The sequence below is a fragment of the Victivallaceae bacterium genome (assembly GCA_036659455.1).
Taxonomy (GTDB): Bacteria; Chlamydiota; Chlamydiia; order Chlamydiales; family Chlamydiaceae; genus JAVXCN01.
In genome coordinates this window covers 193,325-219,698 of sequence record JAVXCN010000002.1, presented here as the reverse complement: position 1 = coordinate 219,698, position 26,374 = coordinate 193,325, and the positions used below count along the sequence as shown (strand labels likewise).

Sequence of the window (26,374 nt, the reverse complement as noted above, 5' to 3'; positions counted from 1 at the left end):
ACAAAATCAGATCGGAGATGAAGATTTGATGCGTCTCATGAATCGCTATTGGATGATCGTTTTCAATTCGGAAATTAAGGTTTGGGAGCAGGAAAACGTGAAGACTCTTTTAATAAGCAAAGGGCAGGAGGAAGTTGAAATTCCTCCTGATATGTTGGAGCCTTCGGGTGCCTACTTTTCAGACGGAACGATTTTACGCCGGCTTGTTTCCTTTTCTCAATTCAATTTAGTCTACCCCCCCAGTTCACGGAAAAGGAAGTGGGGAAGGGGGATGGCGTGACAACACTTTTCACTTTTTCTTTAGATCCGGAGAGTGTCGTTTCCGAAACGGTCTCGTTCTTTACTCCTCCTAAGGTAGACGAACCTATAAAAGCTAAATTCGGCGTCTTGAAATTTGCCCACCCTGACGGGGTTCTTACGGAAAATAAGTTGACCTTACGTCCCATTCCAATAAGGATTACGAGCTGACGTTTAAGGGAAGGAGGGCTCCGGAGGAGTTAACCGAAGGGCCGCTGGCCATACGTCCGGAATTGGGATATCTAATCGCCTACGGAACCGCTCTGGAAATCTTCGCCGAAACGGGTAATAACGACGGTTATGCTCAATATTCCTACGGATTTATGGAAGACGTTCCTCCCCTAAAAAATTAATCGGCTTGAGGTTATCTTCTTGAATGGGTTAATAGCGTTCGCCGGAATCCTTAACATCACTAAGGCTTTTCAATTCATGACGGAAATGATCGGTTTATTTAAAAACGAGCCATAGGAATAGTGTAGGGGTTTACAATATCGTCTGATATAATCTGATATAATCCGGTTAAAGAATTTCATATCGAATTCGGGAATCACGACAAGCGTAGAAAAACAGCTCCTCGCATTTTTCTCCCTCAACGTGTAGACAAAAGGGATAAACCAGAAGTCTACACCCACACATTTCGAACTTCTTCCCATACGCCAAAATCGCCTTTCAAAAGCTTTTGAAAATTCTCAATTTTATAGGTATTCTTTTTTGCGTAAGTTTTCCACGAAAATTCTCGGCACCATACAGGGTAGCGAAAAAGCATACAGCAATTACTTAGCTATACCCTCCATCTTTGATGGACCAGTCCTCAACTTTCAATAGAAACGCCGTTAGTTTAAACCCATTATAGCGGAAAAAGAGTCAACGGGGAGTGCAAATAATTTGAAATATTTCAAGAGAAAGATTGAAACAACGAGTGATTTACGAACACCTTAAATTTTTCGAGAGAAGTTTTTCCAAAATCTTCTTTATGGCCGTCAGAGATAATGGGCAGCGGCAGCAGCTAGATCCGATCTTTCGGTCTTTTCCATAAACATATGACCATATAAGGGCAGATTACGAAATTTACCGACTAAATATGTCAAGCCATTGGAATTTTCATCAAAATAGGGACTGTCTATCTGTGTGGGATCTCCCGTAAGTATTATTTTTGTTCCCTTACCGGCTCGAGAAACTATCGTTTTCAATTCATGAGGAGTCAAATTCTGAGCTTCATCGATAATTATAACGATATTAGGTAAAGAACGGCCTCGAATATAAGTCAAAGCCTCCATCTCTATCTTTTTATTCTCTATCAGATCCTTAAACGTTTCTCCGAAATCATTAAAACCGTTCAAGCCGAATATAAATTCCAAATTATCATAAATGGGTTGCATCCAATGCATCAATTTTTCTTCTTTAACGCCCGGCAAAAATCCTATGTCTTTACCTAAAGGAACGATGGGACGACTGATTAAAATACGATGATAGATGCGATCTCCGAATACCTTTTTCATAGCCGCAGCGAGAGCCAAAACGGTTTTTCCAGTTCCGGCTTGCCCCATTAAAGAAACTAATTTGATTTCATCCCTCAACAACAGATCAAGCGCAAATTTTTGTTCCAAATTTAACGGTTCTATTCCCCACACCGATTTCGATAAAGGTAATAAACCGACTATTTTTCCGATAGATGAGTCGTAACGTCCTAGAGCAAAATCTCGTTCACCGGCTTCCATCGAAAAATATTCATTGGATATCGGATTTAAATTCGGAGGGACAACCATCGTCCGATCCTTATAAAAAGTATCGATCGATTCCTTTCCGACTTCGATTTTACGAAAACCTTTATACAAAGATTTAAAGGAAAAATTTTGATTCTCATAATCCATAGTCTCGATTCCCATCGCTTCGGCTCGAACGCGTCTCGTTAAACTTTTCGTCATGAACATGAATGAAGAATCTTCCTGAAGGATATTTTTCAGTAGATCAAGAATGGTCATCCTATAATTTTTTTGCTCGCCTTCTCGATGAGGTAAAACCGCTACCTTAAATGAGGCTCCGTTTTTCAATTTAACGAATTCATTGACTATTCCCCTTGTTTCTCCTAAGACAACCTTAATATTGGCAAGAGCTCGCGCCGAATTTTTAGCAGATTCATCACGAAATTTACTCAGAGATTCCAATTCTTCTAAAACGGCGAGCGGTAAAACGATCTTATTCTCGGAAAAAGAATCCAAAGCTTGTGGATCATAAATGAAAACGCTGGTATCGACGACAACGGTTTTCTCTGTCATATGTCACTCGCAAGCAAAAAACCAACTTTAAATAGTAATAAAATTTTATGTCTAATATTATTCTTTTTCGATGGGTTTACAAAAAATAGCAGTTGATTTAATGAAATGCTAAAATGTTTGAAAAAAAATTAAGGTCCTATAAAATGTTTAGGATAGGACAGGTTAAAAATTTCCTAATAAGAACGAGGCCGTCATGAAAATTAAAATCAACGAGCACCTGATATGTATTTCTCCTTACGTATCTGCTCGATGGACCCAAGTAGCGTTTATCCAGACCGAAGAAGATCCGGTCAATAAAAGTCATTCGTTATTGCTTCATTTAAACGACGGAAAGGTTATCCGTATTCCGAACCTCGACAAACCTGTTATCGATATTGCTTTTTATGAGCATTTACGCTATCTGGAGCAAAATCAAAACAAAGAACTCTTAGAACTGAAAGACGAAGACAAATTCAAATTTATTTCTTCTCTAATACAACAAGTAACGAAATCCGTGGATTTGCAACTTTTGTCTACAAAAACCGTTTCCCCGACTTTATTATTCGGCGGAGAAAGCATAGAAGCACTTCTCCAACACATTCCCGAACAAAAAGACTGTCCGACTATGCCGAGGGAAGCCATCGAAAAAATGATCGGATTCATTAAAACAATCATGGGAAGTGATTTGAAATTGCTTCTTAAACCGGAACCTCATTGTAATTGTTTACATTGTCAAATCGCAAGAATTACCCATGAATCGGAAAATGAAGAAGTCGTTACGGAAGAAGATCTTTCTTTTCGCGATTGGGACATTATTCAAAGTGGTGAACAACTTTATACGGTCACCAATCCCCTAGATCGGAAAGAACAATATAACGTATATCTGGGGAATCCTGTAGGATGTACCTGCGGTAATCTCCATTGCGAGCACATCAAAACCGTCTTATATAATTGATTGAATTGATCATTAGGAATTTTAAAAAAAACCGATTCCTGATTCGGATAAGTTATTTGACTTTTTCGTTATGCCACATATAATCCTGTTCAGGGTAGTTCATTGTTTTCATTCAGTGTTCGGAACGTCTGCCTATCAGGGGTTCAATTAATTTTAGGAGTGTTTATGCGAAATATGTCGAAACTTCTTCTCTTGACTTTTGGAGCCGCGACGTTTTTAGTAACAAATCAAGGGTTTTCAGCCATATCGAATGGCAAATCGACGCTTTCTCAAATAAAAGACGAAAAAGAAAACGGATTCGTCGCTTTTACGGGAATGGTAAAAAAAGACAAAGTCCGATTGAGAATCTCCCCTCATACCAACGGATTCATAGTTCGTGAACTTCCTCAAGGAGAATTTCTTTCCGTAATCGGAGAAACCGGTGATTTTTACATCGTGAAACCCCATGACATCGTCTCCGGCTATATTTTTAAAGCCTTTACGTCAAATAGCTCAGTTGACGGAGAAAAAGTCAATATCAGACTGTTTCCCGATATTTCTTCACCCATACTTACCAAATTGAACAAAGGGACGACAATCAAGGAAAAAGCCTTAACACCTTGCGGTAAATGGATAGAAATCCGTCTTCCTGAGGAATGCAAATTCTATGTATCGAAAGACTATATCGAACATAAAGGTTCCATAGAACTTTACGACCGGATTGAAAAACAAAAAAACATCGCTATGGATCTCATCGACAAAGCGGTTTCTTTTTCCCTCACCGAGTTGGACAAACCTTTAGAGCAAATCAATCTGGAAACTATTTATCACAAAATCAGTTTAGCTAAGGGAGCCGAATTTGTCGATATTCCAGGAATTTCCGATCGTATCGAACAAGTATTGAACGATATCCAAACGTCTTATTTAAGAAAAAAAGAAGAAGAAAAATCAATAGCTACCTCAATAAACGAATCCTTGCTGAAAGAAAGACCTACATCCGAATCGAATTTATCCAAACATATCAGACGGAAACAACAACGACTTGATTCAGAGACAATAAAGACTCATGAGATGCAAGAAAATAATCTTTTTGAGCTTTGGACAGCAGTTCAAGGGTTAAGTATTTCGGAAACTTCGATCGAAAAGTTTTATGAACGTGAGTTGGAAGCTAAAGGGTGTGTCTTAAAGGGAACGATTGAAAGATATTCCTACGTCGTAGCGAATGCTCCAGGAGAATTCATAGTCAAAAATGAGAAAGGCCATACAACTGCTTTCCTCTACAGCACTAACGAAGACTTGAGCAAATGGAGCGGGAAAAATGTAAAAATGGTTGCCGTTCCTCGTAACAACCATTTCTTTGCTTTCCCTGCTTATTTTATTCATTCCGTTGAAGAAAACTAATACCGAACAGGAAGTACTTTTTTCATTTCTTCTTCCAAACCATTCATAGGCGAAAATAGAAGATTGGTTATTTTCGCCTTTTTGTATTTGATTCTTTTATATCCATCGGCTCGTACGGTATATACGATATGCAAATATTCCTCCCCTTCAAAAACCGCTGCAGGATTTTCGGATTCGTCAGCATCTATGAGAATAGGTCTGCTCCAGTTATCCGCATAATCTTGCGAAATTAAACAAGCCATATTCTTTTTTTTATCAAATGAATAATTACCGATGACTACTACCAAAGAATTCATCTGTAATGCGTAAATGCCGGAATCCGGATTAGGAAAAATTAAATTTTCGAATGCCCCCCAAGTTCTTCCCTTATCAGCAGATTCTGCATATAAAATAAAGGCATCGTTTTCCAAATAGGAACGAGATCTGTTTCGGCAGAACATTTTAAATTTTCCACGCGAATTAAGAATAATCGAAGGTTCGGAAGGTCCGAAAACGGATGTTTCGCTAATAATAGGACCGTAACGATTATACCATTTCTTAACCCCGGAATCACAGACTTCAATCCAACAAGAGGTATTTTTATCGACATCTTCGGATTTTCCGGAGCTATTTGAAGTAGGAATCAACAAAGTTCCCGTTTTCTTATCAAAAAAAGGAGTCCCCCTCTGAGGACCGATAATTCCTGCCGGTAACAACCTAGGAGATAGCCAAGTTTTTCCTCCGTTAATAGTACGTAAACAATATACTTTCGACATATCCTTATTATCGGTGTAAAATAATAGAATCTCTTTCAAGGTAATACGGCACAAATTCGGATTACAAAAATCTCCGGTAACAAATTCGAGAGGTTTCGTCCATCTTTCATCAATGTAACGACTCATCCATAAAGAGTTTTCTTTTTTATTAACCGAAGATGAACCTTCCCAAACACACCAAAGAATCCCTCCGAAATCAACAATGGTAGCCTTGTCGGCGTTCATTTCCGGACAAGAAATATAGCTTTCGTTCTCGAATAAATTATCAACTGCGTAAACGCTTTTAAACGAGAAAATACTTAAAATCAAAAAAACCGGTAAAAATCTATATAAAGACATGTTTTATTTCCTCCAATCAGAACAAAGGATGAGGAAGTTAAACGATCTTCCTATTGAAGGAAAATATTTTTTTTAAAAAGAAAAAAATAACCGACTAGTTATAGGTCGTGATCAATAATTCAGAAACACTACCTCTTCCTTGAGGACTGCAATTAATTCTTCCGGGAGCTTGGACGAAACGAACGATAAAAGGCGATTGTTTCTATAATGCTCTTGTAAACGGCGTATCGGAGTCGGATAACATTACATAAACGCCCCGATTGTAAAGCGAAATCTTTTAATCGTATCTGATCTTTTTCCGTGAACCCATCCTTCGTATAACCGGAAAAACACCCTTTAACCACTTGATAATAAGTGTGGATCAAAATAAAAGCCTACCCCCTCCCAAAAAAGGTGCGTAATAACTTTCGAATCGTTTCGGTAAATATTTGATAATGGTCTCTAAAATCCGACTTTTACCGCCCACCCACTTGAGAAAAGGAACAGGAGACGGTATAGGAGTGGAGTGATCTACGACGTCGGAAAAACTAAAGTTCATATTGTTATCGTTAACCGATTTACCCATAAATTTTTAACGTGAGATCTAGTAATGTTCGGAATCGGTAATTTTATTACGAAACAATCGATAAATAAAAATATTATAACCGATAACGAAAGGCAATCCGATAGCGAGCATGATTAAAAGAACATTCAAAGTTTTGGCATCAACCGCAGAATTGAACAAAGTCAAACTTTCCATTCCGTCGGTAAAACGCAAAAGATAAGGAAAAATCAAACAACCGACAGTTACGGTTAAACAGCAAATATTCAGACATGAGTAAAGAAATGCTTTACCATAAGCATTTTTAAAAAAAGAACGGACAAGCATAACATATAAAATTATGTTTAGTAACGGAAAAACGAATAACAAAGGAAAATTAAAAAAATTCAAAAAAATCTCCGGTAAATAAATAAATGCCGAAAAAAAACTTATGATGTAAAGGGAGCCGAAACAAACTAAAGAAATTCTGATAGGTTGTCTAAGCGAATTGTATAAATGTTCTGCTTTCATACAAAGATACGTCCCTCCTTGCAATGCACAAACAAATACGCTAAGCAATCCTATCAAAGACGGATAAGCTCTAAAAAAAGTATGGGTAGATGAAATATTTAGAGAAATGCCGGCCATTAAATTACCCAATAAAGTTCCCAATATGAAGGTGATTAATAGGCTTGAAAAAGAAAAAAGCAAATCCCAAATCAATCGCCACGCGAATCGTGCCGAATGATTGCGCACTTCTATGGCGATTCCCCTAAAAATCAATCCGAGAACCAACTCCCATATCGGAGTATAGAAAATGGAAAGTATCAATCCGTAAACATTAGGAAAACCAGCTAAAAGTCCTCCGAAAATGATAATCAACCATACTTCATTTCCGTCCCAAAAAGGACTGATTGCTCTTAAGGTTAACCGTTTATTTTCTTCTTTTTTAATGAATGAATACAACAATCCCGTTCCCAGATCAAAACCGTCTCCCAGAAGATAAGCCGCAATCGAAATGAATAAAACGGCATACCAAATAACGGCTGCAGGATTAGAAACCGTCATTGTTTTCTCCAGATACCGATTTTTCTTGAGGCATCCAATAAGGACCTTTAGCAATTTTCGTTAATAACAAATATATGAAGAGAACCAAAAGCAAAATAAAAACGATTGAAAACATAATCAAGGATTGAATCACTTGACCACGATATATGATGGGGGACAAAGCATCGACGGTTTTTAATAGTCCTTGAACCACCCACGGTTGTCTTCCCATTTCAGCTGCATACCATCCTACTTGATTACATAAGGCAGGGAGCAATGAAGACCAGATTAACCAATACAAAATCCACCGGGAACAAGATTTCTTCAATACTCGCATTCCTACAATTACGGTTAATACCATGACACCCCAAAGCGCAACCATAAGATGATAAGCCTGAAATACTAATGGAATGTTCGGTCTTAACGAGGGATCGAATTGATCTAATCCGATAACCGGTTGCTTGAAATTACGATGAATAAGTAACGATAATCCACCGGGGATAGGCAAACCTTTAACCGTTTCGGTTTTATCGTTCGGAATACCGAAAACCCAAAGCGGGGTATACGACGTCGTTTTGTATATTCCTTCAAAAGCCGCTAGTTTAATCGGTTGATTTTTAGCAACACCTTGCGCGGAACGATCACCGGACCAAAGTTGTAAAATAAGACAAATGGCCGTGAATATAAGTCCTATTTTCAACAATTTACGCACAATATCCGGATATTTTCTCTTTAAAGAGTAATACGCTCCCAGACTGATTAAAAAAAATCCTCCTGATATCCAACACCCCAATACGACATGAATAAATCGATCCCACGTGGAAAAATTATTAACGACACGCCAAAAATCGGTCATTAAGACCTGAGTAATGCCGCGATCTTCAACCAAAGCATATCCTGCAGGAGTTTGCATCCAAGAATTGGCTGCTACAATCCAAAAAGCACTCATGTGAGCCCCTACGGCTACCATAACGGCCGAAAAAAAAATCCACCCTTGCGAAAGATTGCGTCTGGCAAATAAAAGAATTCCCATAAAAACGGATTCGAGAAAAAAAGCAAAAATTCCTTCGGCTCCTAGCAAAGACCCAAAAATATTACCCGTAAATCTAGTAAAATTAGACCAATTCGTTCCGAAAGCAAAAATCTGAACCATACCAGTCACAACGCCAAAAACAAAAACTAAAGCAAAAATTTTTGTCAAAAAAATGCTGATGACTTCATAGACGACATTTTTGGTTTTGAATAATGCGCCTTCAAAAAAAGCAATTAATAAACCGATCCCCAAACTTAAAGGCACGAACAGATAATGGAAAGAAATGCATAAAGCAAATTGAATACGTGACAATAAAGATACGTCCATTACGATCCGATAATTTCACTTTAAAAACAGCCTAAATTTAGGATTAAATATAAAGTAAAGCAATACTAAAATTCATTTTGCCATGAACGCAAAATTATTCTATAATCCCCCCTTGTGGTAATTTAGGGAGGTAGAACTGGGTTTAATTAAATTCGTGGTTTGAAATCCTTGTAAATGAAAACTTTCGGAAAAAAATGGACTTCCTCTATTTTCTGGTACCTATTTTTGAGATACTCATTATTTGGACCGTATTCAACTACCTCGTCGAGTTGTTATGGGGCACAAGAGCGATGGATGTCGTATTGGGGTTCCTATCTTTCCTTTTTCTGTTTTTCTTAGCTACTAAATTCGATCTTCCCGTTATCAGAAAGCTCATGCTTTACATAGTAAATATAGCGGCAATCGCGGTGTTTATTATTTTCCAACCGGAGATCAGGTTGGCTTTATCGAAAGTCAGATTTAAGAGCAGAAAATATATGATTCAGGATCATGAAAAATTTATAGATAATCTGGCCCTCTGCGTTTATCACATGTCCGAGAAACAGATCGGGGCTTTGATAGTCCTCGAAAACAAACACTTGCTTGAGGAATATTCGACGTCGGCCGTTTTTATCGATGCCAATTTTTCTCCTGAGCTACTTGAAGCCATTTTCCAGCCTACTTCACCTCTACATGATGGAGCGGTAATCATTCACGGAACGACGGTATCTTATGCCGGAGTCATTCTTCCGTTATCACAAGACGCATCCCAATTATCCAAGACTATGGGAACAAGACATAGGGCCGCTTTGGGAGCCAGTCAAAAAAGCGATGTAGTTGTTATCGTAGTTTCCGAAGAAAACGGAAAAGTTTCCGTATCAAGAGACGGTATTTTAACGAGAGGAATTAAAATAGATCGTTTCAAAGCTATTTTAAAAAGTGTTTTCGTATCGGAAACGACTAATTCCAAATCCTTTAGATCATGGTTTTATTCAACGTGAAAGCATTCATCAAACATTTTTTTCTTAAAAATTGGCTACAAAAAATCATTTCTTTGGGGTTTGCGATTATCATTTGGTTTTTAGTTAATCAAACTATTACGGACACCAGAAGCATCGGTAACGTTCCGGTAAGAATAATCAACCTTTTACCTGATCAGACGGTTATAGGACTTTTACCTAACGGTTTATTAAAGCAAAGGGTACTTTTGACCGTAACCGGCAATAAATCGTTTATTGCAGATCTTCGTTCTTCGGATCTCGAAATCGTCATTAATACTTCCAGTCATGATCAAAGCTGGATAGCCAGTATCGATAAAAGACATCTGATTAGTCTTAACCCCGATTTAGACTTAAAAAACCAACTTCATCAAATCGTAGCGGATGATATCGTCATTAATTTAACAAGATTAGTCACGGAAGAAATCCCTCTAACGATATCTGCTCCGATTGGAGCTCCTCCCAAAGGGTACCAATATCTTGATGTATGGCCTAAATTTCTGAAACAAAAAGTCAGCGGTCCCGAAGAATCGGTAAAAGCACTTCAAGAACGTGGTCTTGAAGTGACGTTCAATCTTAATAAGATCTCATCGGAAGAACTTGACCATGCTTATGAAAAACAAGATCATAGAGACGAAATTTTCTTTAAAGTTCCCGACGGATGGAAAAAAGTAGCCATTCCGTTTGAAGACGTGTCTTTACAAAATTTTAACGATCCTCAAGCCGAGTTTCTGAGATTATTGTTCCTAAAACAAGAATTTATGCCTATCGGCATAAAACTCCCTATCATTCTATTTTTTCCGATTAAATACAGTGAGCTTCTTAATCCTCAAACTTTTTACTTAGAACCGAATCCTCCAGTTTATATCAACAAAGGGATTTATCAATTAAACACTCCTTTGTTCGTTAAGGACGTCAGTCGTCTTTTTCTTGACGTCGTCAAAAACAATTTGGCCATTGCAATAGTCATGTCACCATCCGAAGAGCTATCTCAATTGGAATGGGCCGTGGAATTTATGGACGAAAAAGCTTTGGAAAATGCTTTTGTTGAAGCCGTAGCCGAACAAGAAAGCCGTGTAGCATCTGAAAGACCCATAGATGAACAATTAATTCGTCATCGATTCAGAGAATATCTAAGGAGATTAACCGTATTCAACGAAAACGGAACTCCCTTGAATCTCCGAGCGATTATTCGAGGCCATAAAGTCAGTATCACCCTTACGGAAGGAAAAAACGAAACACATTTTCAACCGGAAAGGCGATAAAATATTCGTTTTATTAAATCTTTGATTTTTTTTTAGCGGATTATTAAAATTTTCGTTCCACCTTTATTAAGGTAGTCGTTTTATGTGTTGTAAAAAGATTTGCAACACTTCGACAGGCTTTTTAGAAAGGATCGTTTGTTGTTATAGTGATGATCATCATCTAAGACAAAAAACCGGAACGAATTTGTTGCGCAGTTTTTTTTCTTGGTTGCTTTAGCGACGATGATAACGATGGCTTTGATCCTTATTAAACAAATTCCTTGCATGAATATGCTCTCGATGGATCAGTATTATTTCGTACTGGGTATTTTATTTTTTATTATGCTCATTTCCTTTTGCTCAGCCATATCTTGCTTTAAATTTAAACAACAGATATCCACAACCATTCAATTCGAAATAAATAATAGTTAGAAAAAACAAACTCTAACTTCAAATAAAAAACAATCCGAAGAGAGTCTTCAATGCTTTTAAATCAACTTCGACTTATTAAAAATTACGTAAATCAACTCAAAGAACTGCCAACGTTTTTATCGATTGTATTTATGAAAACGGTTCTTGAATGTTTCCCCGATAAGGTTATTCGATATATAGGAAATCAATTAGGAATATTACTGTATTTTTTCATACCTGCATTAAGAAAAACAGCACATTTAAATCTCAATCTTATCTACGGTAATGAAAAAACGCGAAAAGAAAAAATCGCGATTGCGAAAAAATCCCTCAAACATATGGCAATCACTCTCTTGGAAATTATTACCGTTAATAAAACAGTACGAGATATCGATCTTAAAATTAAAATCCGAACCGACGAAAATAACAAACATATTATTAACAATCAACAACTTAAAGAATTATTTGAGCTTCTCGATTCAAGGAAAGGCGTCATTTTTTTTTGCGGACATCAAGCAAATTGGGAAATGCCGTTTCTGTTCATTACCGGTAAATATGCAGGAATAGCTTTAGCCAAAACAGTTAAAAATTCTAAAATACAAAATTATTTAACTAAATTAAGAGAAACGCGTAAAGGCTCTATAATCTCTCCTGGAAACGGTATTTCCAAAAGCATTTCCGCTTTAGAAAAAGGAAAATTCATTGGCATAGTCGGAGATCAAGCTTTTTTGAGATCGGATTATTCCTACCCTTTTATGGGATACAAGGCTTGGACAACGACCTCTCCCGCTCTTCTCGCTTACAAGACGTCGTGTCCCGTTTTCGGAGTTTCTTTAAAACGATATGAGAAATATCATGAAATCACCTTAACTCCGCCGATATTTGCCAATAAAAAATCCGAAATTAAAGAAGAAATCGTTCGCATCATGGACTCTTTACTCGCCCATTTGGAAAAAGGCGTTCAAGAAGCCCCGGAACAATGGATGTGGTTCCATAAACGATGGAAACAGAAACTGAATCCTAAGATTCTTAAAGCCTACCATTACAGCTTTATCCTGATTTTACTACCGGAAGCCGTTTCCGATACTCTCTTATCTCTAACGCAAGATCTTTGTCTTTTATATCAAGGAGCCGATATTTCGGTAGCCATAGCTAAAACAACCACCGTTCCTTTGCCCACAACAATAACTAAGATTATTTACGACGGAATCGAACAAATAAAAACGATCCCTAACAAATTTCAAATGGTCTTTGATTTCATTGATTCCCGAAAATTGCGCAAGTTCTATAAAAAAACCGGCAGTTTAAAAATCTTCAAAAAAAACAAATTCATTAAAAAAGAATGTCATCTCCAACATGATGATATCTTAAGAAAAACCTTTTTGAAACCGCTACAACCCAAAAAAGAGACAAAAAATTATGCTCGCTCATCAAGCTGCTGAGGAATTTTTTTTCCTAAAATATCCATTACGGCAGTTATAGCTACGGTATTAGTACCTTCGGAAGAAGCACTACGACTTAAAACCAAAATTTCATCGTATAAATTTAAAAGACCTTTCTCAAGCGCGTATTCACAAGCTTCTTTTCTCCAAATCGCTCTATCACTACTTTTCGATAACATAGGAAATACTCCCCAACATAAAGCAAGACCTCTATAAACGCTGTCTTTAGACGTAACGGCAATTATGGGTATTTCGGGACGATATTTAGATAAAAAGACAGGAGACACCCCTTCGGTCGTATACACGATTATGGCTTTTGCTTGTCCCGCTTTAGCAATACGCATACATGAAGGACCCAAAGCAGCTAGAGCAGGAGAAAGCGGTAATCCGAAATCAACCACGTCAGTATCAAAAAAGTCCTGATGGGTCAGCGATATTTCCGTGTCTATAATCACGGCTTTCATAATTTTTACAGCTTCAATAGGATAGTTTCCGGAAGCTGTCTCTCCGGATAACATGACTGCGGAAGTTCCGTCATAAATAGCATTGGCAATGTCGGAAACCTCAGCTCTAGTCGGCAACGGATTATTAATCATGGATTCCAACATTTGAGTAGCCGTAATACAAATTTTTCCTTTTTTACGGGAAACATCCGCCATCATCTTCTGCAAACGAGGTACTTGAACCACAGGTAATTCAATACCTAAATCTCCTCTGGCAATCATGATTCCTTCGGAAACATCTGCTATCTTATTGAAATTTTTTACTCCTAATCGATTTTCAATTTTGGCAATAATAGGAAGATATCCTTTTCCGCAATCATTCAAAAATTTCCTTAATTCCAAAATATCTTCAGCATATCTGACAAAAGAAGCGGCTATCACATCAATACCTTGCTCACAGCCGAAGCGTATATCATTGAAATCCACCTCGGTTAAGAAAGGCAAAGGCACCTCAACATTAGAGACGCTGACCGATTTTGACGATCCGAGAAATCCATCGTTTGTGAATTCGATTTCGACTTTTGAAGCAGAAACAATATCCGTTACTACGGCACTGATATAGCCGTCGTCCATAAGAAGCTCAGCACCTTTTTCCAAAACGGAAAATAATTCCTTAGGTTTTAAAGCAACTGCTTCTTTGGTCCCTATATGATCCTCATCATCAATCAAAAAAATTCTTTGTCCTTTTTTAACAAAAAATCCGTTATCTTCGATTTTACCTAAACGAACTTCGGGTCCTTTATTATCCAACATAATGGCTAAAGGAATATCTTTTTCTTGTCGAACCTCTTTTAAAAGTCGAATAATCCGAGCATGTTCTTCATGAGTTCCATGACTGAAATTCAATCTGGCAACATTCATTCCGGCATCCGTCAATTCTTCTATTTTTTCCTTGGAAGAGGTCTTCGGACCTAGGGTACAAATGATCTTGGTATGAGTAAGCATATTTTTCATTCGATAGTTCAAAGTAATAAAGATCCGTTATAATCCGACTTTATATTCGTAAAAAGTCGGATAAACTGCATCACCGAGAGAGACACACTCGAGATAAGATAACTTATAATCGGAGAGAAATCAATGGAAATAAAAATCATTTATCTTCAAAGATTTTCCGTATCTTAAGAAAGAAAATCATTTCAATTTTAATAAATAACAATAAAATCTCTTAAATAAGGTAACATATCGGATTATTCGGTAATATTTTTATAACCAAGTTATGGTCAATTCTATTCATAATCACTCCATAACTTTAAAAAAAATAAATAATCGTAATTTAAAAAATCTCGATCTGGAGTTTTTTTCCGGCGAATTCATTGTTCTCACCGGAATATCCGGATCCGGAAAATCCTCTCTTGCGTTTAATACAATCTACAATGAAGGTAGGCTTAACTATCTTGCATCGGTATCTTCCCGACTTAAAGCATATTTTAAAAATATTTTGCGCGGAGAAGTGGAAAGTATTGAAGGTCTACCTCCTACCATTGCTTTGAGTCAACAATCTATCGTGTATCCTAAGGATTCTACGGTGGGCACTATTTCCGGAATCGATTCTCTGCTGAAACTTTTATATACGCATGCAGCGACCTTTTATGATCCGAAATCGAAACATTCGATTCTCATTCGTAATCGTGAACATATCATGCAGAAAGTACTCTCTTTTCCGCAAGGAACCGAACTTAAGATCTTATTCCCCCTTAAAATCCTTAAAAAAGACATTGTAGACAGCTTGAAAAATCTAGGAAAACAAGGATTTCTAATCGGAAAATTTCAAGGCGTTTATCTTGAAATCGATAAGATAGCAGCCGAAGATATTGCGGAAGAAGAAATCGTGATAGAAATTTTAGTCGATTCCCTCAAAATATCTCTGAGTAATGCTTCAGACATCAAATCCTCTATACTTCGAGGACTTAAAAAGGGAAACAGCCGCGTTAATATAATCGCCGACGACGAAGAATTATATTTTCTTCAAAAATTTTTATCTCCATTCGATGATATCCAATATATGGCATCCGAAAATCACCCCTCTCAAAGAAAAAATTTTCTGCTTGAAGCACGGTTATTCGGAAAAACTTTCCCTGAATTATCCGATCTCACCTTTCTTGAATTAAAAGAATTTTTGAAAAAAACCGTCTTTGAAACGAATGAAGAGCCAGTTGTAGTAGCCGTTAAGGAATCTCTTTTAAAAAGAATACACTACCTGATCGAGCTCGGACTCGATTATTTAAGTTGTCGTCAAAGTACCGATACTCTTTCGAAAGGAGAAACGCAAAGAATAAATCTTGCCTCAGCAATCGGGACGGGTTCCACTGGACTAATCTATGTACTCGACGAACCTTCAACAGGACTTCATCCCAAAGATACCTTGGGATTGATTAAGACAATCCTAGCATTAAAACATGAAGGAAACACCGTCATTGTCGTAGAACACGACAATGATATTATCCTTTCTGCAGATAGAATTATAGACATGGGACCCGGATCCGGAAACTCCGGAGGAAGAATTACTTTTAACGGTTCCGTCAAAGAATTCTTACGAATCTCAGACTCCGTAACAGCCAAATTTTTAAGAAAAGAAAATGAAATCCTTATACCCAAAAATAGGAGAATTTCCGATCGGTATATCATTTTGAAAGGAGCCAAAACTCATAACCTGCAAAACGTTAACCTCAAAATTCCTTTAAAATCCTTAACCGTTGTTACAGGGATATCCGGATCCGGAAAATCTTCCCTTATTAATGACACACTAGTCCCCGGTGTGGAAAACGTCTTAAAAAAACGAAAAGAAATGATGAATCGTTTTGATTCAATCGAGGTTCCCGAAGATATTAGACGCGTCGTCAATATAGATTGCCGATTTTCTAATCAAAACGTCAGATCGACTCTCGTAACTTTTATTAAAGCATTCGATAATATCAGACACTTATTCGCCTCGCTTCCGCTTTCCGAAAAATTCGGTTATTCACCCGCTTACTTTAGTTTCAACTTAAAAGAAGGAGCTTGTCCTGTTTGTTTAGGGTTAGGCATAAACAAATCCGATTTTGGTACGGAAGAATTGTCGATTATCTGTAACTATTGTAAAGGTCTAAGATTTTCAGACGAAATTTTAACTATTCGGTTTCAGGGAAAAAATATCGGAGAAGTACTTAAAATGACCGTTTCCGAAGCTATGAATTTTTTTTCAAACCAATCTTCTATTCAGGACAAAATTTCTCAACTGTGCACGGTTGGACTGGATTATCTGGAATTGGGAAGATCATTAAATACACTCTCCGGAGGTGAAGTCCAAAGACTTAAGTTGGCTTCGGAGTTATTGACTCCGAAACAACAACATACTCTATACATCCTTGACGAGCCGACGATAGGCCTCCATCTTTATGACATTCAAAATCTCGTTAAGATCGTCAATCAATTGCTGATCGATCATACCGTAATCATTATCGAACACAATATGCATTTGGTAAAAACGGCCGATTTAATTATCGATATGGGGCCGGGAAGAGGCTCTCGAGGCGGTCGCGTTATCGATTCCGGAACTCCGGAAGAAATTATAAAAATTGCTTCTCCTACGGGACAATCTCTCAAAAAAGTATTTTCCGATACGATGCCTCAAATCAAAAAGTACTCCAAACACAATATAAGCGTTTCCGATAATATAACGCTCCTCAATGCACACAAAAACAACCTCAAGCATATAAACCTTTCCGTTCCCCGAAATAAGATAACCGTAGTTTCAGGCCCTTGCGCTTCGGGGAAACATTCTTTTCTTATGGGAACGTTATACGCCCAAGGTATGCGTTTTTATGCGCAAACCCTACCCCTAAAAATACGATCTTCATTTTATGACGATGACGATCCTTGCGTGTCTAAGATCACCAATCTCTTACCCGTCATAGCCGTCAAAAAACGAAATAAACATCAAAACTCGGAAAATACGTTAGCTTCCTTAACCGGGATAGATTTCTATTTTCACAAACTTTTTGTAATGCTCGGAGTCGGTTATTGTCCCGCTACCGGCGAACGAATCGTTAACGTAACGGAAGAACACATCATCGATTTATTATTCCGCGAACAAAAAGATTCACTGATTACCGTCGCAGCCCCCATTTCCTTTGAAAAGGTAAAAGAATGTATACGAAAAGGATTCATAAAATTTCTAATCAACGATTCTATAATTGTCGCTGAAGAAATCACTTTTGAATTCAAAAATTCGGATAAAGTAGCCGTTATAATCGATCATTTTAAAGTCAAAAAACGATCTCGAGTAATAAAAGCAATACAAGAAGCTTTATCGATCAATCCTGAGCGTATCTTGATCCATGGCACTTCCCGAAAACATACGTTCTTCATGGGTTATGTTGCACCATCTACCGGTAAAAAATATCCGCCTATAATACCTTCATTATTTTCACCGGATAATTACAAATCTCATTGCACCGAATGTTTGGGAAGCGGATACGGTTATAAACCGGATCTTTTAAAAAACGACTCGCTCACAATCAGACAGATACTAAAATATTTCAGTCCTTTCTTTCCCGAGATTCTCATGCAAGAAACTTTTCAAGGAATTTCTATAGATAAACCCCTCAATCAATTGAGTGATAAACATCTCAACTACTTTTTATACGGAAACGGACCCTCTCTCTCATACGATAATCAAAAACTTGACTGGAAAGGATTTTCTTATTCCTTAAGCGTGCTGGCTAACCGTTCTCCCGCAACTATACGTAAGGAATTACGATCCATCATGAGTAAAACAATTTGCAATTTCTGTGATGGTAGTGGGTTGAATCCTTTTGTCCGAAATATTCGCGTGTTTCAAAAAACAATTATCGAACTTATGAATATGTCGGTAGATGAACTCCGATTATTTATTACCGAAAATATCTCCGATTCGAATGATGTCGATTCCGACTTAAAACGGGAACTGGAAGACATTGAACGCCAGCTGTCAAAACGCTTGAATATTATTCAAAGTTTCGGAATGGGTTATTTACAACCGAAACGGCATGTAAAAACCTTAAGTGACGGTGAGTCGTATAAATTGCGTTTCGGAAACAAAATAATCAATAATCTGACCGGTATTATTTATCTCATGGAAGATCCTTTATCCTATTTTCACCCTGAGGAACAAAAAGTTTTATTCGATGTCCTGGAAGATCTAAAAAACAAAAACAATACGATTATCATTTCCGGAAACAACAAGCAACTTCTCCTTCAAGCAGATAATAAACTTTGCTTCGGACCGGAAGGAGGCGCCAACGGAGGGTACCTAATGCCCTCTATAAGTTCGATAAAAAACAAGATAATCCGAACGTCCTCTTTCGAACGATCGCAAGGTAAGGTTCAAAACCTTATTCTTCAAAATTTTACGAAAAACAATTTAAAAAACATCTCCCTCTCCGTTCCTTTACAATCTTTGGTCAGCATCAGCGGAATATCAGGTTCCGGAAAATCCACACTTGTATTCGAAGGCATACGACCTCAAGCAGAAGTTATTAAAGACATGGAACTTTTTGAAGAAATTGTTGAATTTCAACCTCAAAAACACATGATTTCTCAAAAATCCGATGTAGGAGCCTATTTGAGGCTTACACCAAAATTAAAAAAATTCTTTTCAATGCTTCCCAATGCTAAAAGACTTTGCCTCTCCGAGGATTATTTCAATCCTCGGTCGAAGGAAGGACAATGTTCCGTTTGTCAAGGCAAGGGTTATCAAACATTCGATATTGAAGGTATTGTCTCCTCACGTTCCATATGCCGGGAGTGCGACGGATTTGGGCTCAATCCAATCATTCAAGAAGTTCGTTATAAAAACAGACACTTCGGAGAAATGCTAACAACTTCTTTAGAGATAATCGGTAAATTACTGTCTTTCGACTCCGAATTTAGAGAACTTTTCAAGTTAATATCACTATTCCGTTTAAACGATTTATACCTGGGAAAAAATCTTTGCGAACTTTCCTTCGGAGAATACAGAAAATTACAAATCGTTCAATTTCTCAATAAATATCACGGAAAGCAATGCCTATATTTATTAGACGGAATTTCATCAGAACTGGATGAAAAAGACGTTTTCATTTTAACGGCAACTCTACGAAATCTGGTGTCCAAAGGTAATTCCGTTATTTTTATCGATAATAACCCAGATATGATAAAAGCTTCCCACTTTTTAGTAGAACTCGGTTTCAAAACGAAAAAACAGACAGGGGTTTTACTTTATTCCGGAGAGACGGATAAAATTTTCGAACAAAATGAATCCGTTATTAAAAAATATCTCTAAACTCAAAAATTCCGTCTCAAATTTTGTAACTTAAGCAATGCCTCTCGGGCTTTATCAGTATAATCCAGACAAGAGTAATAGAGATGTTGATGCATGTACAGAGTTTGTTGTTCTTTGACAAAAAGTTTTTCTTCTGAAAATCCAGGATCCCGAGAGAGTGAATACGCCAAAAGAACAAAAGATTTGGGGAAAATTTTATCAGTAATTCCGGAAAAATGGATGATAGCCGACTCTTCTCCCTCAGTCATAGCCAACCAACAACCATACAAAGTAAATATTTCGGAAAAGTCGTTTACCAATTCCTCGGGTGCATACGAATCGAAAAGCTTCAAAAGACTGTCGTAATTTTTACGAAGCAGTTGAATAGTAATAATCTTAGGCAAAATTTTAGACTTAAACGTTGAGGGTTGAAATTTTGAATATAAAAACTCCAATAAAATTTCTAAGGGATAATCCGAACCTGAAATCCATAAACGATCCGTAAAAAAGGATATCAACCGTACCAAGTCTGCCTCTGAAAAATTCTCTTCCTTGAGAATCTTTTCCGCCTCTTGAAAAGATCCTGAAGTCATAAAATCAAGAGCATCTAAAAAAGATCGACAGTTGCAAATCAAATTATCATATTCCGTTCCCTTATAATCGAATAAAACGGAGCCCCGTAACAAAATATTCGGGTCGTATCCCAGATCGTAGATCGCATACATAACATCTCGAAAACCAGTGAGATCTTGATCCTTCAAAACAACGTTAAAATAGTAAGATAAACCGTTTCCCGAAGATAACCAATAGGTTAAACCCAAAGCCGTAAAATATTTATCATTGACATCTAAAGGAGGAATCTCCCAATGACGGGTTAGATCCGTAAATAGATCGAAGCAACCCTCGCTTTGCTCCAAACCCAATTTCAATACCGTCAGTAAAAAAAAATAAGCCGATTTTCGATCATATTCAGCTGATTCATAAAGTCTGTACACCAAATGCTCTTTCAACCTTGAAACAAGAGGATGTTCCGAATAACGACGAATACCTAATTCGAGACACTTGACTTCCTCTTCGATTTCTCCGGTCATCTGATAAACGATAGTCTTCCCTAGATACTCTAGAGGCCCCCCGGAAACAGTATGAAGCAAGGAAAAAATTTCAAGCGCTTCAGCACAAGATTTATCAAATATTCGAGGGCATTGAGAATGTTTGCCTTTTTCTAATAAGGTTAACCCTGCGCAAAACATAGCCTCTCGACTTTCCATTCTTCCGGGAAAAGAAACGGAAATCCGTTTGTACAAGGATAACGCCTTATCATAGTTTTTATTAGCCAAAAAAGCATTCGGAACAGCTAAACAACTCACATATAAATTATGACTACTTTCAAAAATATTGATCTCTCGATTAATTAGCTCCGGTTCTCTAAATAATAATCCTATATGACCGCCTATATCCGGAAGATGACTGATATACGTCAATAACAACCGACCATCCATATAAAAAGATAATTTATTATGTCTTTTTTCTATCACCGGATAATATTGAATGGAATCGTCTAAAAAAATCTTACCCGACCGAATGATTTCTATGGAGTTTTTGAAAAGATAAACTTGAAGACAATTTTCTTCGGATTGTAACCAAAGACAGTACCCCTCAGACAAATGTTTTCTTTCTTCTTTTTCCGGGACCGAGAACAAAAAACCGACACCGGATATTAACGAAGACGGATCTAAATAAGTTTCCAGTTTAATATCTTCGGAGAAAAAATCCTTTGAAATAGCCATCCCCAACCAATTGAAATGATTATTCATACCGGTGATGGCTAAGTGTCCCGTGAATAAAACATTTTCTCTTATTTCCCAACAATCGGGTTGATCAATCAATAGTTTGGTTTTGAAAGACCAGACCGGATTACCTTCCATATAGGAGGATATATCTGCTATGATTTCTTTTACCGATTTGTAACGATCAAGGGGATTAGGAGCTAAAGCCTTCATGGCAATCTTAGATAATTCCATAGGAATATCTCGATAGGGAGCCACTTCTTCAGGAGATAAAAAAAACTCCGTATACAAAGGATCCCTAAATTGTCTCACGGATTTTACGGTTCTGTGAAAAGGAAATTGTAAGGCCAACATCTGATACAACACCACGCCTAGAGCATAAATATCTCCCTGTTCATTGGCAAGGTTCCCTCTCAAACGTTCCGGCGGCATATAATTAGGCGTTCCGGCAATCTTCCCCAAGAGAGTTTTTTCCCCATAAAAACAAGTACCATCCGAAAAACTCTCGTCTGAAGAAATAAAAGTAGCAACTCCCCAGTCGAGTATAATGACTTCCCCGTAAAGCCCTATTAAAATGTTATCGGGTTTGAGATCTCTATGGAGGACGCCTTTGGAATGAGCGTATTCCATAGTATGACATATACTATAAAAAATACGTGTCAACTCGGATATAGAACTATATTCTCCATTTTCTTTTTTGCATGTCTCGAAATTTTGTCCCCAGACCTGTTTAAACACTTCCTTAAGAGAACGCCCCTCTACATAGGGCATGGTATAATAAGTATTATCAAGATCTTCACAAATAGAGTAAATCGGGATTACCCCCGGATGAACCAGACGAGAAGCTATCTTAGCTTCTCTTAAAAAGCATTGTTTTAATCGGTTCGGATTTTTAACATTCGTACGAACTTTTTTTAACGCAATCCTTCTATCGCAAACGGGATCATAGACAAGGAAAACTTCTCCCATACCTCCCTTACCGATCCGTTTTATGATACGGTATGTGTTGCTAACCAAAATTTTTGCTCCAATCTAAAAAAAAGATGTCAACGTTTGCGAAATGTTCGTTAACTCCTGCTCTGATTTCTCTAGCTGATTTTTCTTTTCTTTAACAAGATTTCCGTCAGCTTTACTTAAAAAATCGGCGTTATTCAATAGCAGACTTAATTTCATGATTGAATTTTCAAGACGTTCTTTCTCTTTTTCCAAACGAAGCTTTTCTTTTTCACGAACTGCGTCGGGAACGACTACGGCAATTAAAGCTTCGTTAAAAACACCGGATACATAAAAAACCTTTTCGGGAAGGACATCTATGCAATCGATCTCGGCAACCATTGCCAATGCCTTAACTAAGGAAAAATATTTACACAACCGTTCGTTTGCTGAGACTACATAAACTCGTATGTATGTCTGAGGAGGAATATTCATTTCACCTCTAATCCTTCTTAAGACATAAACGAATTCCATAGCTTCGGCAAAATCGGTAAAAATTATGGGATTATCCAGTTTATCGGTAATTATTCGTGAAGGATACGGTGCCGTCATAAGTGCAGAAGAATTAAGAAGGTTGACGGCACCGACCGTATAAGAATCTTCGGAATAGACCGCTTCATCGGTACAACCCAAAATGTCCTTAAGTCTCAAAAACAACTCTTCCGTAATAAAAGGAGTGATGGGATGCATAAAACCTAAAGAATATATTAAAGCAACCGACAGAACTTTCTTCTTATTTTTTCTTAATGAATCCGAACCGAATTTTCCGAATAAAACGGGTTTTACTATCTCGATATAATTAGAACATAAGTCATTGCGATAAAAGTTATAGGCTAAAGAAGAGACTTTATCGAAATGATATTCATCAAATCCCAAAGCAATATCTTCGAAAAGAACATTCAAGGTACGAAGAATATATAAATCTTCTAAATCCAAAAGCGCTTCATCTATACCTTCAGCCAGATCTTTTATGGTTATATTCTCGATATGTCCGAAAATAAACCTGGCACCGTTCCAAATTTTATTAGAAAAATTTTTAAACTCTTCCAACAACCTATAATCCAAATCAATTTGACTACCTCTATTAGCACAGGCGCACAGAGTCATTCTCAAGGCATCGCAACCGTAAAGTTCAATAACCTCTAGAGGATCTATAACGTTTCCTTTGGACTTCGACAGCTTCTCCCATTTCCCACTTACGTTAGCGGGAACCGGTTTCAAGCCCATATCGTATTCATATTTTTCGGCCCCGGTTATATAAACCAATGAACCGTCGTCTTCAAACTTCTTATAAGATCTTCCGTAAATCAAACCGTGAAGAAATACGTGTTTGAAAGGGATACCCTTTAAATCACCGCACATGAGAATCATTCTGGCTACCCAGAAAAACAAAATATCGCTCCCAGTTACTAATACTGAAGTCGGATAAAATTTTTCCAAATCTTTAGAGTCGCCAGGCCACCCTAAACAACTTAAAGGCCAAAGACCGGAAGAAAACCAGGTATCGAGAACATCCGGATCTTGACGCCATTTTTCCGGTTCGTCAGCCGCTTCAGGAGGAATACCTTCTCCTGGGAAACATATAACTTCTTCCGGATTTTCCAAATTATACCAAACAGGAATTCTATGTCCCCACCAGAGTTGTCTGCTGATGCACCAATCCTCTAAATGATTGATCCAATTAAAATAAGATCGTTTGATTTCTTTAGGGAACAATTCAATTTCTCCCGATTCAACGACTTGTTTCAAAAAAGGAATGAAAGGTTTGACGTTAACAAACCATTGTTTGGATAAATAAGGTTCTATAACAGCATTGGAGCGATAGGATACACCTACTCGATTACGATAAGGCGTTTTAGATATGAAAAGCCCCATTTTTTTCAATTCTTCGATAATTAAATGAACGGATTCATCCTTAGACATCCCTCGAAATATACCGCATTCTTCATTAAGAAGAGCTTCGGGAGTTAAAATATTAATCAATCCAAGATTGTGATCTTTGGCTATCCTATAGTCATTCTTATCGTGAGCAGGAGTTATCTTAACGGCTCCCGTACCGAAAGTAGGATCTATACGATGGTCAGCAATTACGGGGATCAAACGATTAACGAACGGCACTCTAAGTTCTTTCCCTATCAAATGCGCATATCTTTCGTCTTCAGGAGCTACGGCCACGGCCGTATCTCCGAATAAAGTTTCCGGCCTTGTAGTTGCAACGGTGATAACGCCGGACCCATCGGAAATCGGATAATTGAAATAATATAAATAACCTTCTTGCTCGACGTACTCAACCTCATCGTCGGCTAAGGCCGTTAACAAAACAGGATCCCAATTAACCAAATAATCGCCTTGATAAATCAATCCCCGATCATAAAAATCCTTAAAGGCTTTTTTAACCGCAAAACTGGCCTCGTTATCCAAAGTAAAAGATAGTCTGGACCAATCACAAGAACACCCAAGTATCTCAAGCTGAGACAAAATGGTCTCCTGACTACGATTTTTCCAATCGACGATATGAGCCACAAATTCTTCTCTTGAAAAATCCGTCCTTTTTTTACCGGTCAACTTACGCAAATGCCTTTCTACAACGCTTTGAGTGGCAATTCCGGCATGGTCGGTTCCCGGAACCCAACATACCTCATAGCCGAGCATACGCTTATACCGAGCCAAAACATCTTGCATTACGTTGACAAGAGCATGTCCCATATGCAGAATTCCTGTCACATTCGGCGGTGGCATAATGAGAGAATAAGTGGGTTTCAAAGTGTCGGAAGAAGCCTTAAAAAAATCGTTTTCTTTCCAGAACCTATACAAAATCGGTTCGATTTCTTTGTGTTCATATGTCTTCGATAAATTGCTTTTGCTCATTTTAAATAGGCCTTTCTCTATTGTTCAAAGTCCGACAAAATAATAATCTCCGTCCACAAATGATGTTTTCTAGAAGCTATTTCTTCATTTCCGGATTTTAAAATTAATTTATATGAAGATATGCCTCTTTTATGTAGAAAATCTTCCCCTTCTAAAGCATGAATTTTAATCCCCGAAGCGGATGTTAAAGCGTATGTTTTATTCAAAAGCTCTCCGTTCTCATACCTAACCAAAAGATGTAGCTCAATAGGTAGTAACTTTCTGAACTTCGTCGGTAAAGAGTAAAAAATGAAGAGTTGCTGACCTTGAGTTTTTTTGCCTAAACTTTCTTTCAACCCAATTTTACTTGCGGCCTCGTAGCCACTATTCAAATATTCAGTAAATGAATAAAGCATCCCGTGAGGGCAAGAACACCCTGTACTCAATGAGATTAGTAAGAGAAAAATCGAAAAATCGGCAAAAATCCTATGAAACAAAACGCGAACTATAAAAGTAACAATGCGAACACAAATGCAAATAAAGCAAAAGACTCAACAATACCTATAGCAGCAAAACACTTTCCGTAAATTGCCGGAGATCGGGCATAAGCTTGTATTCCGCTTACACAACATTGTCCTTGCATAACGGCAGAAATCAATAAAGCCGATCCCACACTTACAGCCATTGCAATGGATCCGGCAGAAGACAATGAACCGTCTTTAATAGCCCCCATCATAAGTAACATTAGGATAAACCCATAAATAGACTGGGAAGAAGGCATAGCAGACATACCTATAATCTTACCGTGTCCTTCATCAATCCTCGACATAACACCATGAGAAGCAACGCCGGCCATTCCACATCCGATGGCACTACCTATCATTGCCAATCCCAGTAATATAGAGGGACCAACAACAGTCAAATTAACCATATTCACTCCAAAAAGCAACTAAACCCTTTTCAATGTTTACCACAACCAAACAAGTCAGGATAAAGCATGTTA

Annotated in this window: 18 protein-coding genes; 8 read left to right on the top strand and 10 right to left on the bottom strand. The window is 37.6% G+C overall.

Annotated elements, in window-relative coordinates; translation table 11 throughout:
• A partial coding sequence (locus RSA43_04990; GenBank protein ID MEG2496627.1) for a hypothetical protein occupies positions 1 to 280 on the top strand: 280 nt, incomplete at its 5' end.
• Positions 277 to 468: a hypothetical protein gene (locus RSA43_04985; GenBank protein MEG2496626.1), complete on the top strand. Its 192-nt coding sequence runs from the start codon at positions 277 to 279 to the stop codon at positions 466 to 468. The genes RSA43_04990 and RSA43_04985, both read left to right, overlap by 4 nt.
• Before the next feature lie 809 nt (positions 469 to 1,277).
• Here RSA43_04985 and RSA43_04980 read toward each other — a convergent pair.
• Complete coding sequence (locus tag RSA43_04980; GenBank protein MEG2496625.1) at positions 1,278 to 2,573, bottom strand: PhoH family protein; 1,296 nt, start codon at positions 2,571 to 2,573, stop codon at positions 1,278 to 1,280.
• 193 nt (positions 2,574 to 2,766) lie between these two features.
• On the opposite strand from RSA43_04980, the gene RSA43_04975 reads away from it, so the two are divergent.
• Both RSA43_04975 and RSA43_04970 read left to right on the top strand, forming a co-directional pair.
• Positions 2,767 to 3,507, top strand: a complete 741-nt coding sequence (locus RSA43_04975) for a hypothetical protein (GenBank protein ID MEG2496624.1) — start codon at positions 2,767 to 2,769, stop codon at positions 3,505 to 3,507.
• Positions 3,508 to 3,672: 165 nt separating this feature from the next.
• Positions 3,673 to 4,887, top strand: a complete 1,215-nt coding sequence (locus RSA43_04970) for a hypothetical protein (protein MEG2496623.1) — start codon at positions 3,673 to 3,675, stop codon at positions 4,885 to 4,887.
• Here the strand turns inward: RSA43_04970 and RSA43_04965 are convergent.
• The 4 genes from RSA43_04965 to RSA43_04950 all read right to left on the bottom strand — a co-directional run bounded on the left by RSA43_04965 (position 4,884) and on the right by RSA43_04950 (position 8,908).
• A complete protein-coding gene (locus RSA43_04965) occupies positions 4,884 to 5,981 on the bottom strand; it encodes an exo-alpha-sialidase (protein ID MEG2496622.1) in 1,098 nt (365 codons plus the stop codon). The genes RSA43_04970 and RSA43_04965 overlap by 4 nt on opposite strands.
• A 361-nt stretch (positions 5,982 to 6,342) precedes the next feature.
• Positions 6,343 to 6,519, bottom strand: a complete 177-nt coding sequence (locus RSA43_04960; protein ID MEG2496621.1) for a DNA adenine methylase — start codon at positions 6,517 to 6,519, stop codon at positions 6,343 to 6,345.
• 45 nt (positions 6,520 to 6,564) lie between these two features.
• Positions 6,565 to 7,569: a cytochrome d ubiquinol oxidase subunit II gene (cydB, locus tag RSA43_04955; protein MEG2496620.1), complete on the bottom strand. Its 1,005-nt coding sequence runs from the start codon at positions 7,567 to 7,569 to the stop codon at positions 6,565 to 6,567.
• Positions 7,556 to 8,908: a cytochrome ubiquinol oxidase subunit I gene (locus tag RSA43_04950; protein MEG2496619.1), complete on the bottom strand. Its 1,353-nt coding sequence runs from the start codon at positions 8,906 to 8,908 to the stop codon at positions 7,556 to 7,558. Before RSA43_04950 ends, cydB begins: the two co-directional genes overlap by 14 nt.
• 194 nt (positions 8,909 to 9,102) lie before the next feature.
• Between RSA43_04950 and cdaA the strand changes: the two genes are divergently transcribed.
• From cdaA to RSA43_04935, 3 genes are all read left to right on the top strand, one after another.
• Positions 9,103 to 9,888 (top strand): diadenylate cyclase CdaA, encoded by a 786-nt coding sequence (gene cdaA, locus RSA43_04945; protein MEG2496618.1) that lies wholly within the window; start codon positions 9,103 to 9,105, stop codon positions 9,886 to 9,888.
• Positions 9,885 to 11,150, top strand: coding sequence for a hypothetical protein (locus RSA43_04940; protein ID MEG2496617.1), 1,266 nt, complete (start codon positions 9,885 to 9,887; stop codon positions 11,148 to 11,150). Before cdaA ends, RSA43_04940 begins: the two co-directional genes overlap by 4 nt.
• A gap of 461 nt (positions 11,151 to 11,611) precedes the next feature.
• Positions 11,612 to 12,982 (top strand): hypothetical protein, encoded by a 1,371-nt coding sequence (locus tag RSA43_04935; GenBank protein ID MEG2496616.1) that lies wholly within the window; start codon positions 11,612 to 11,614, stop codon positions 12,980 to 12,982.
• Here RSA43_04935 and pyk read toward each other — a convergent pair.
• A complete protein-coding gene (gene pyk / locus RSA43_04930) occupies positions 12,958 to 14,430 on the bottom strand; it encodes a pyruvate kinase (GenBank protein MEG2496615.1) in 1,473 nt (490 codons plus the stop codon). The genes RSA43_04935 and pyk overlap by 25 nt on opposite strands.
• A 271-nt stretch (positions 14,431 to 14,701) precedes the next feature.
• Between pyk and RSA43_04925 the strand changes: the two genes are divergently transcribed.
• Positions 14,702 to 19,765 (top strand): ATP-binding cassette domain-containing protein, encoded by a 5,064-nt coding sequence (locus RSA43_04925; GenBank protein ID MEG2496614.1) that lies wholly within the window; start codon positions 14,702 to 14,704, stop codon positions 19,763 to 19,765.
• 2 nt (positions 19,766 to 19,767) lie between these two features.
• On the opposite strand, the gene pknD is transcribed toward RSA43_04925, so the two are convergent.
• The 4 genes from pknD to RSA43_04905 form a co-directional block, all read right to left on the bottom strand.
• The gene (gene pknD, locus RSA43_04920) at positions 19,768 to 22,548 is read right to left on the bottom strand and encodes a serine/threonine-protein kinase PknD (GenBank protein MEG2496613.1); all 2,781 of its coding nucleotides are present in this window, start codon (positions 22,546 to 22,548) and stop codon (positions 19,768 to 19,770) included.
• A 15-nt stretch (positions 22,549 to 22,563) separates the two neighbouring features.
• Positions 22,564 to 25,392 (bottom strand): valine--tRNA ligase, encoded by a 2,829-nt coding sequence (locus RSA43_04915; protein MEG2496612.1) that lies wholly within the window; start codon positions 25,390 to 25,392, stop codon positions 22,564 to 22,566.
• Between the two features lie 17 nt (positions 25,393 to 25,409).
• Complete coding sequence (locus RSA43_04910; protein MEG2496611.1) at positions 25,410 to 25,763, bottom strand: hypothetical protein; 354 nt, start codon at positions 25,761 to 25,763, stop codon at positions 25,410 to 25,412.
• Between the two features lie 113 nt (positions 25,764 to 25,876).
• A complete protein-coding gene (locus RSA43_04905; GenBank protein ID MEG2496610.1) occupies positions 25,877 to 26,302 on the bottom strand; it encodes an ATP synthase subunit C in 426 nt (141 codons plus the stop codon).
• Between the last annotated feature and the right edge of the window lie 72 nt (positions 26,303 to 26,374).

What these genes read in the sequence shown, in the direction of transcription:
- RSA43_04980 (MEG2496625.1), bottom strand. Translation starts at nt 2,573, where the DNA reads ATGACAGAGAAAACCGTTGTCGTCGATACCAGCGTTTTCATTTATGAT.
- RSA43_04975 (MEG2496624.1), top strand. Translation starts at nt 2,767, where the DNA reads ATGAAAATTAAAATCAACGAGCACCTGATATGTATTTCTCCTTACGTA.
- RSA43_04970 (MEG2496623.1), top strand. Translation starts at nt 3,673, where the DNA reads ATGCGAAATATGTCGAAACTTCTTCTCTTGACTTTTGGAGCCGCGACG.
- RSA43_04965 (MEG2496622.1), bottom strand. Translation starts at nt 5,981, where the DNA reads ATGTCTTTATATAGATTTTTACCGGTTTTTTTGATTTTAAGTATTTTC.
- RSA43_04960 (MEG2496621.1), bottom strand. Translation starts at nt 6,519, where the DNA reads ATGAACTTTAGTTTTTCCGACGTCGTAGATCACTCCACTCCTATACCG.
- cydB (MEG2496620.1), bottom strand. Translation starts at nt 7,569, where the DNA reads ATGACGGTTTCTAATCCTGCAGCCGTTATTTGGTATGCCGTTTTATTC.
- RSA43_04950 (MEG2496619.1), bottom strand. Translation starts at nt 8,908, where the DNA reads ATGGACGTATCTTTATTGTCACGTATTCAATTTGCTTTATGCATTTCT.
- cdaA (MEG2496618.1), top strand. Translation starts at nt 9,103, where the DNA reads ATGGACTTCCTCTATTTTCTGGTACCTATTTTTGAGATACTCATTATT.
- RSA43_04935 (MEG2496616.1), top strand. Translation starts at nt 11,612, where the DNA reads ATGCTTTTAAATCAACTTCGACTTATTAAAAATTACGTAAATCAACTC.
- pyk (MEG2496615.1), bottom strand. Translation starts at nt 14,430, where the DNA reads ATGCTTACTCATACCAAGATCATTTGTACCCTAGGTCCGAAGACCTCT.
- RSA43_04925 (MEG2496614.1), top strand. Translation starts at nt 14,702, where the DNA reads ATGGTCAATTCTATTCATAATCACTCCATAACTTTAAAAAAAATAAAT.
- RSA43_04915 (MEG2496612.1), bottom strand. Translation starts at nt 25,392, where the DNA reads ATGAGCAAAAGCAATTTATCGAAGACATATGAACACAAAGAAATCGAA.
- RSA43_04905 (MEG2496610.1), bottom strand. Translation starts at nt 26,302, where the DNA reads ATGGTTAATTTGACTGTTGTTGGTCCCTCTATATTACTGGGATTGGCA.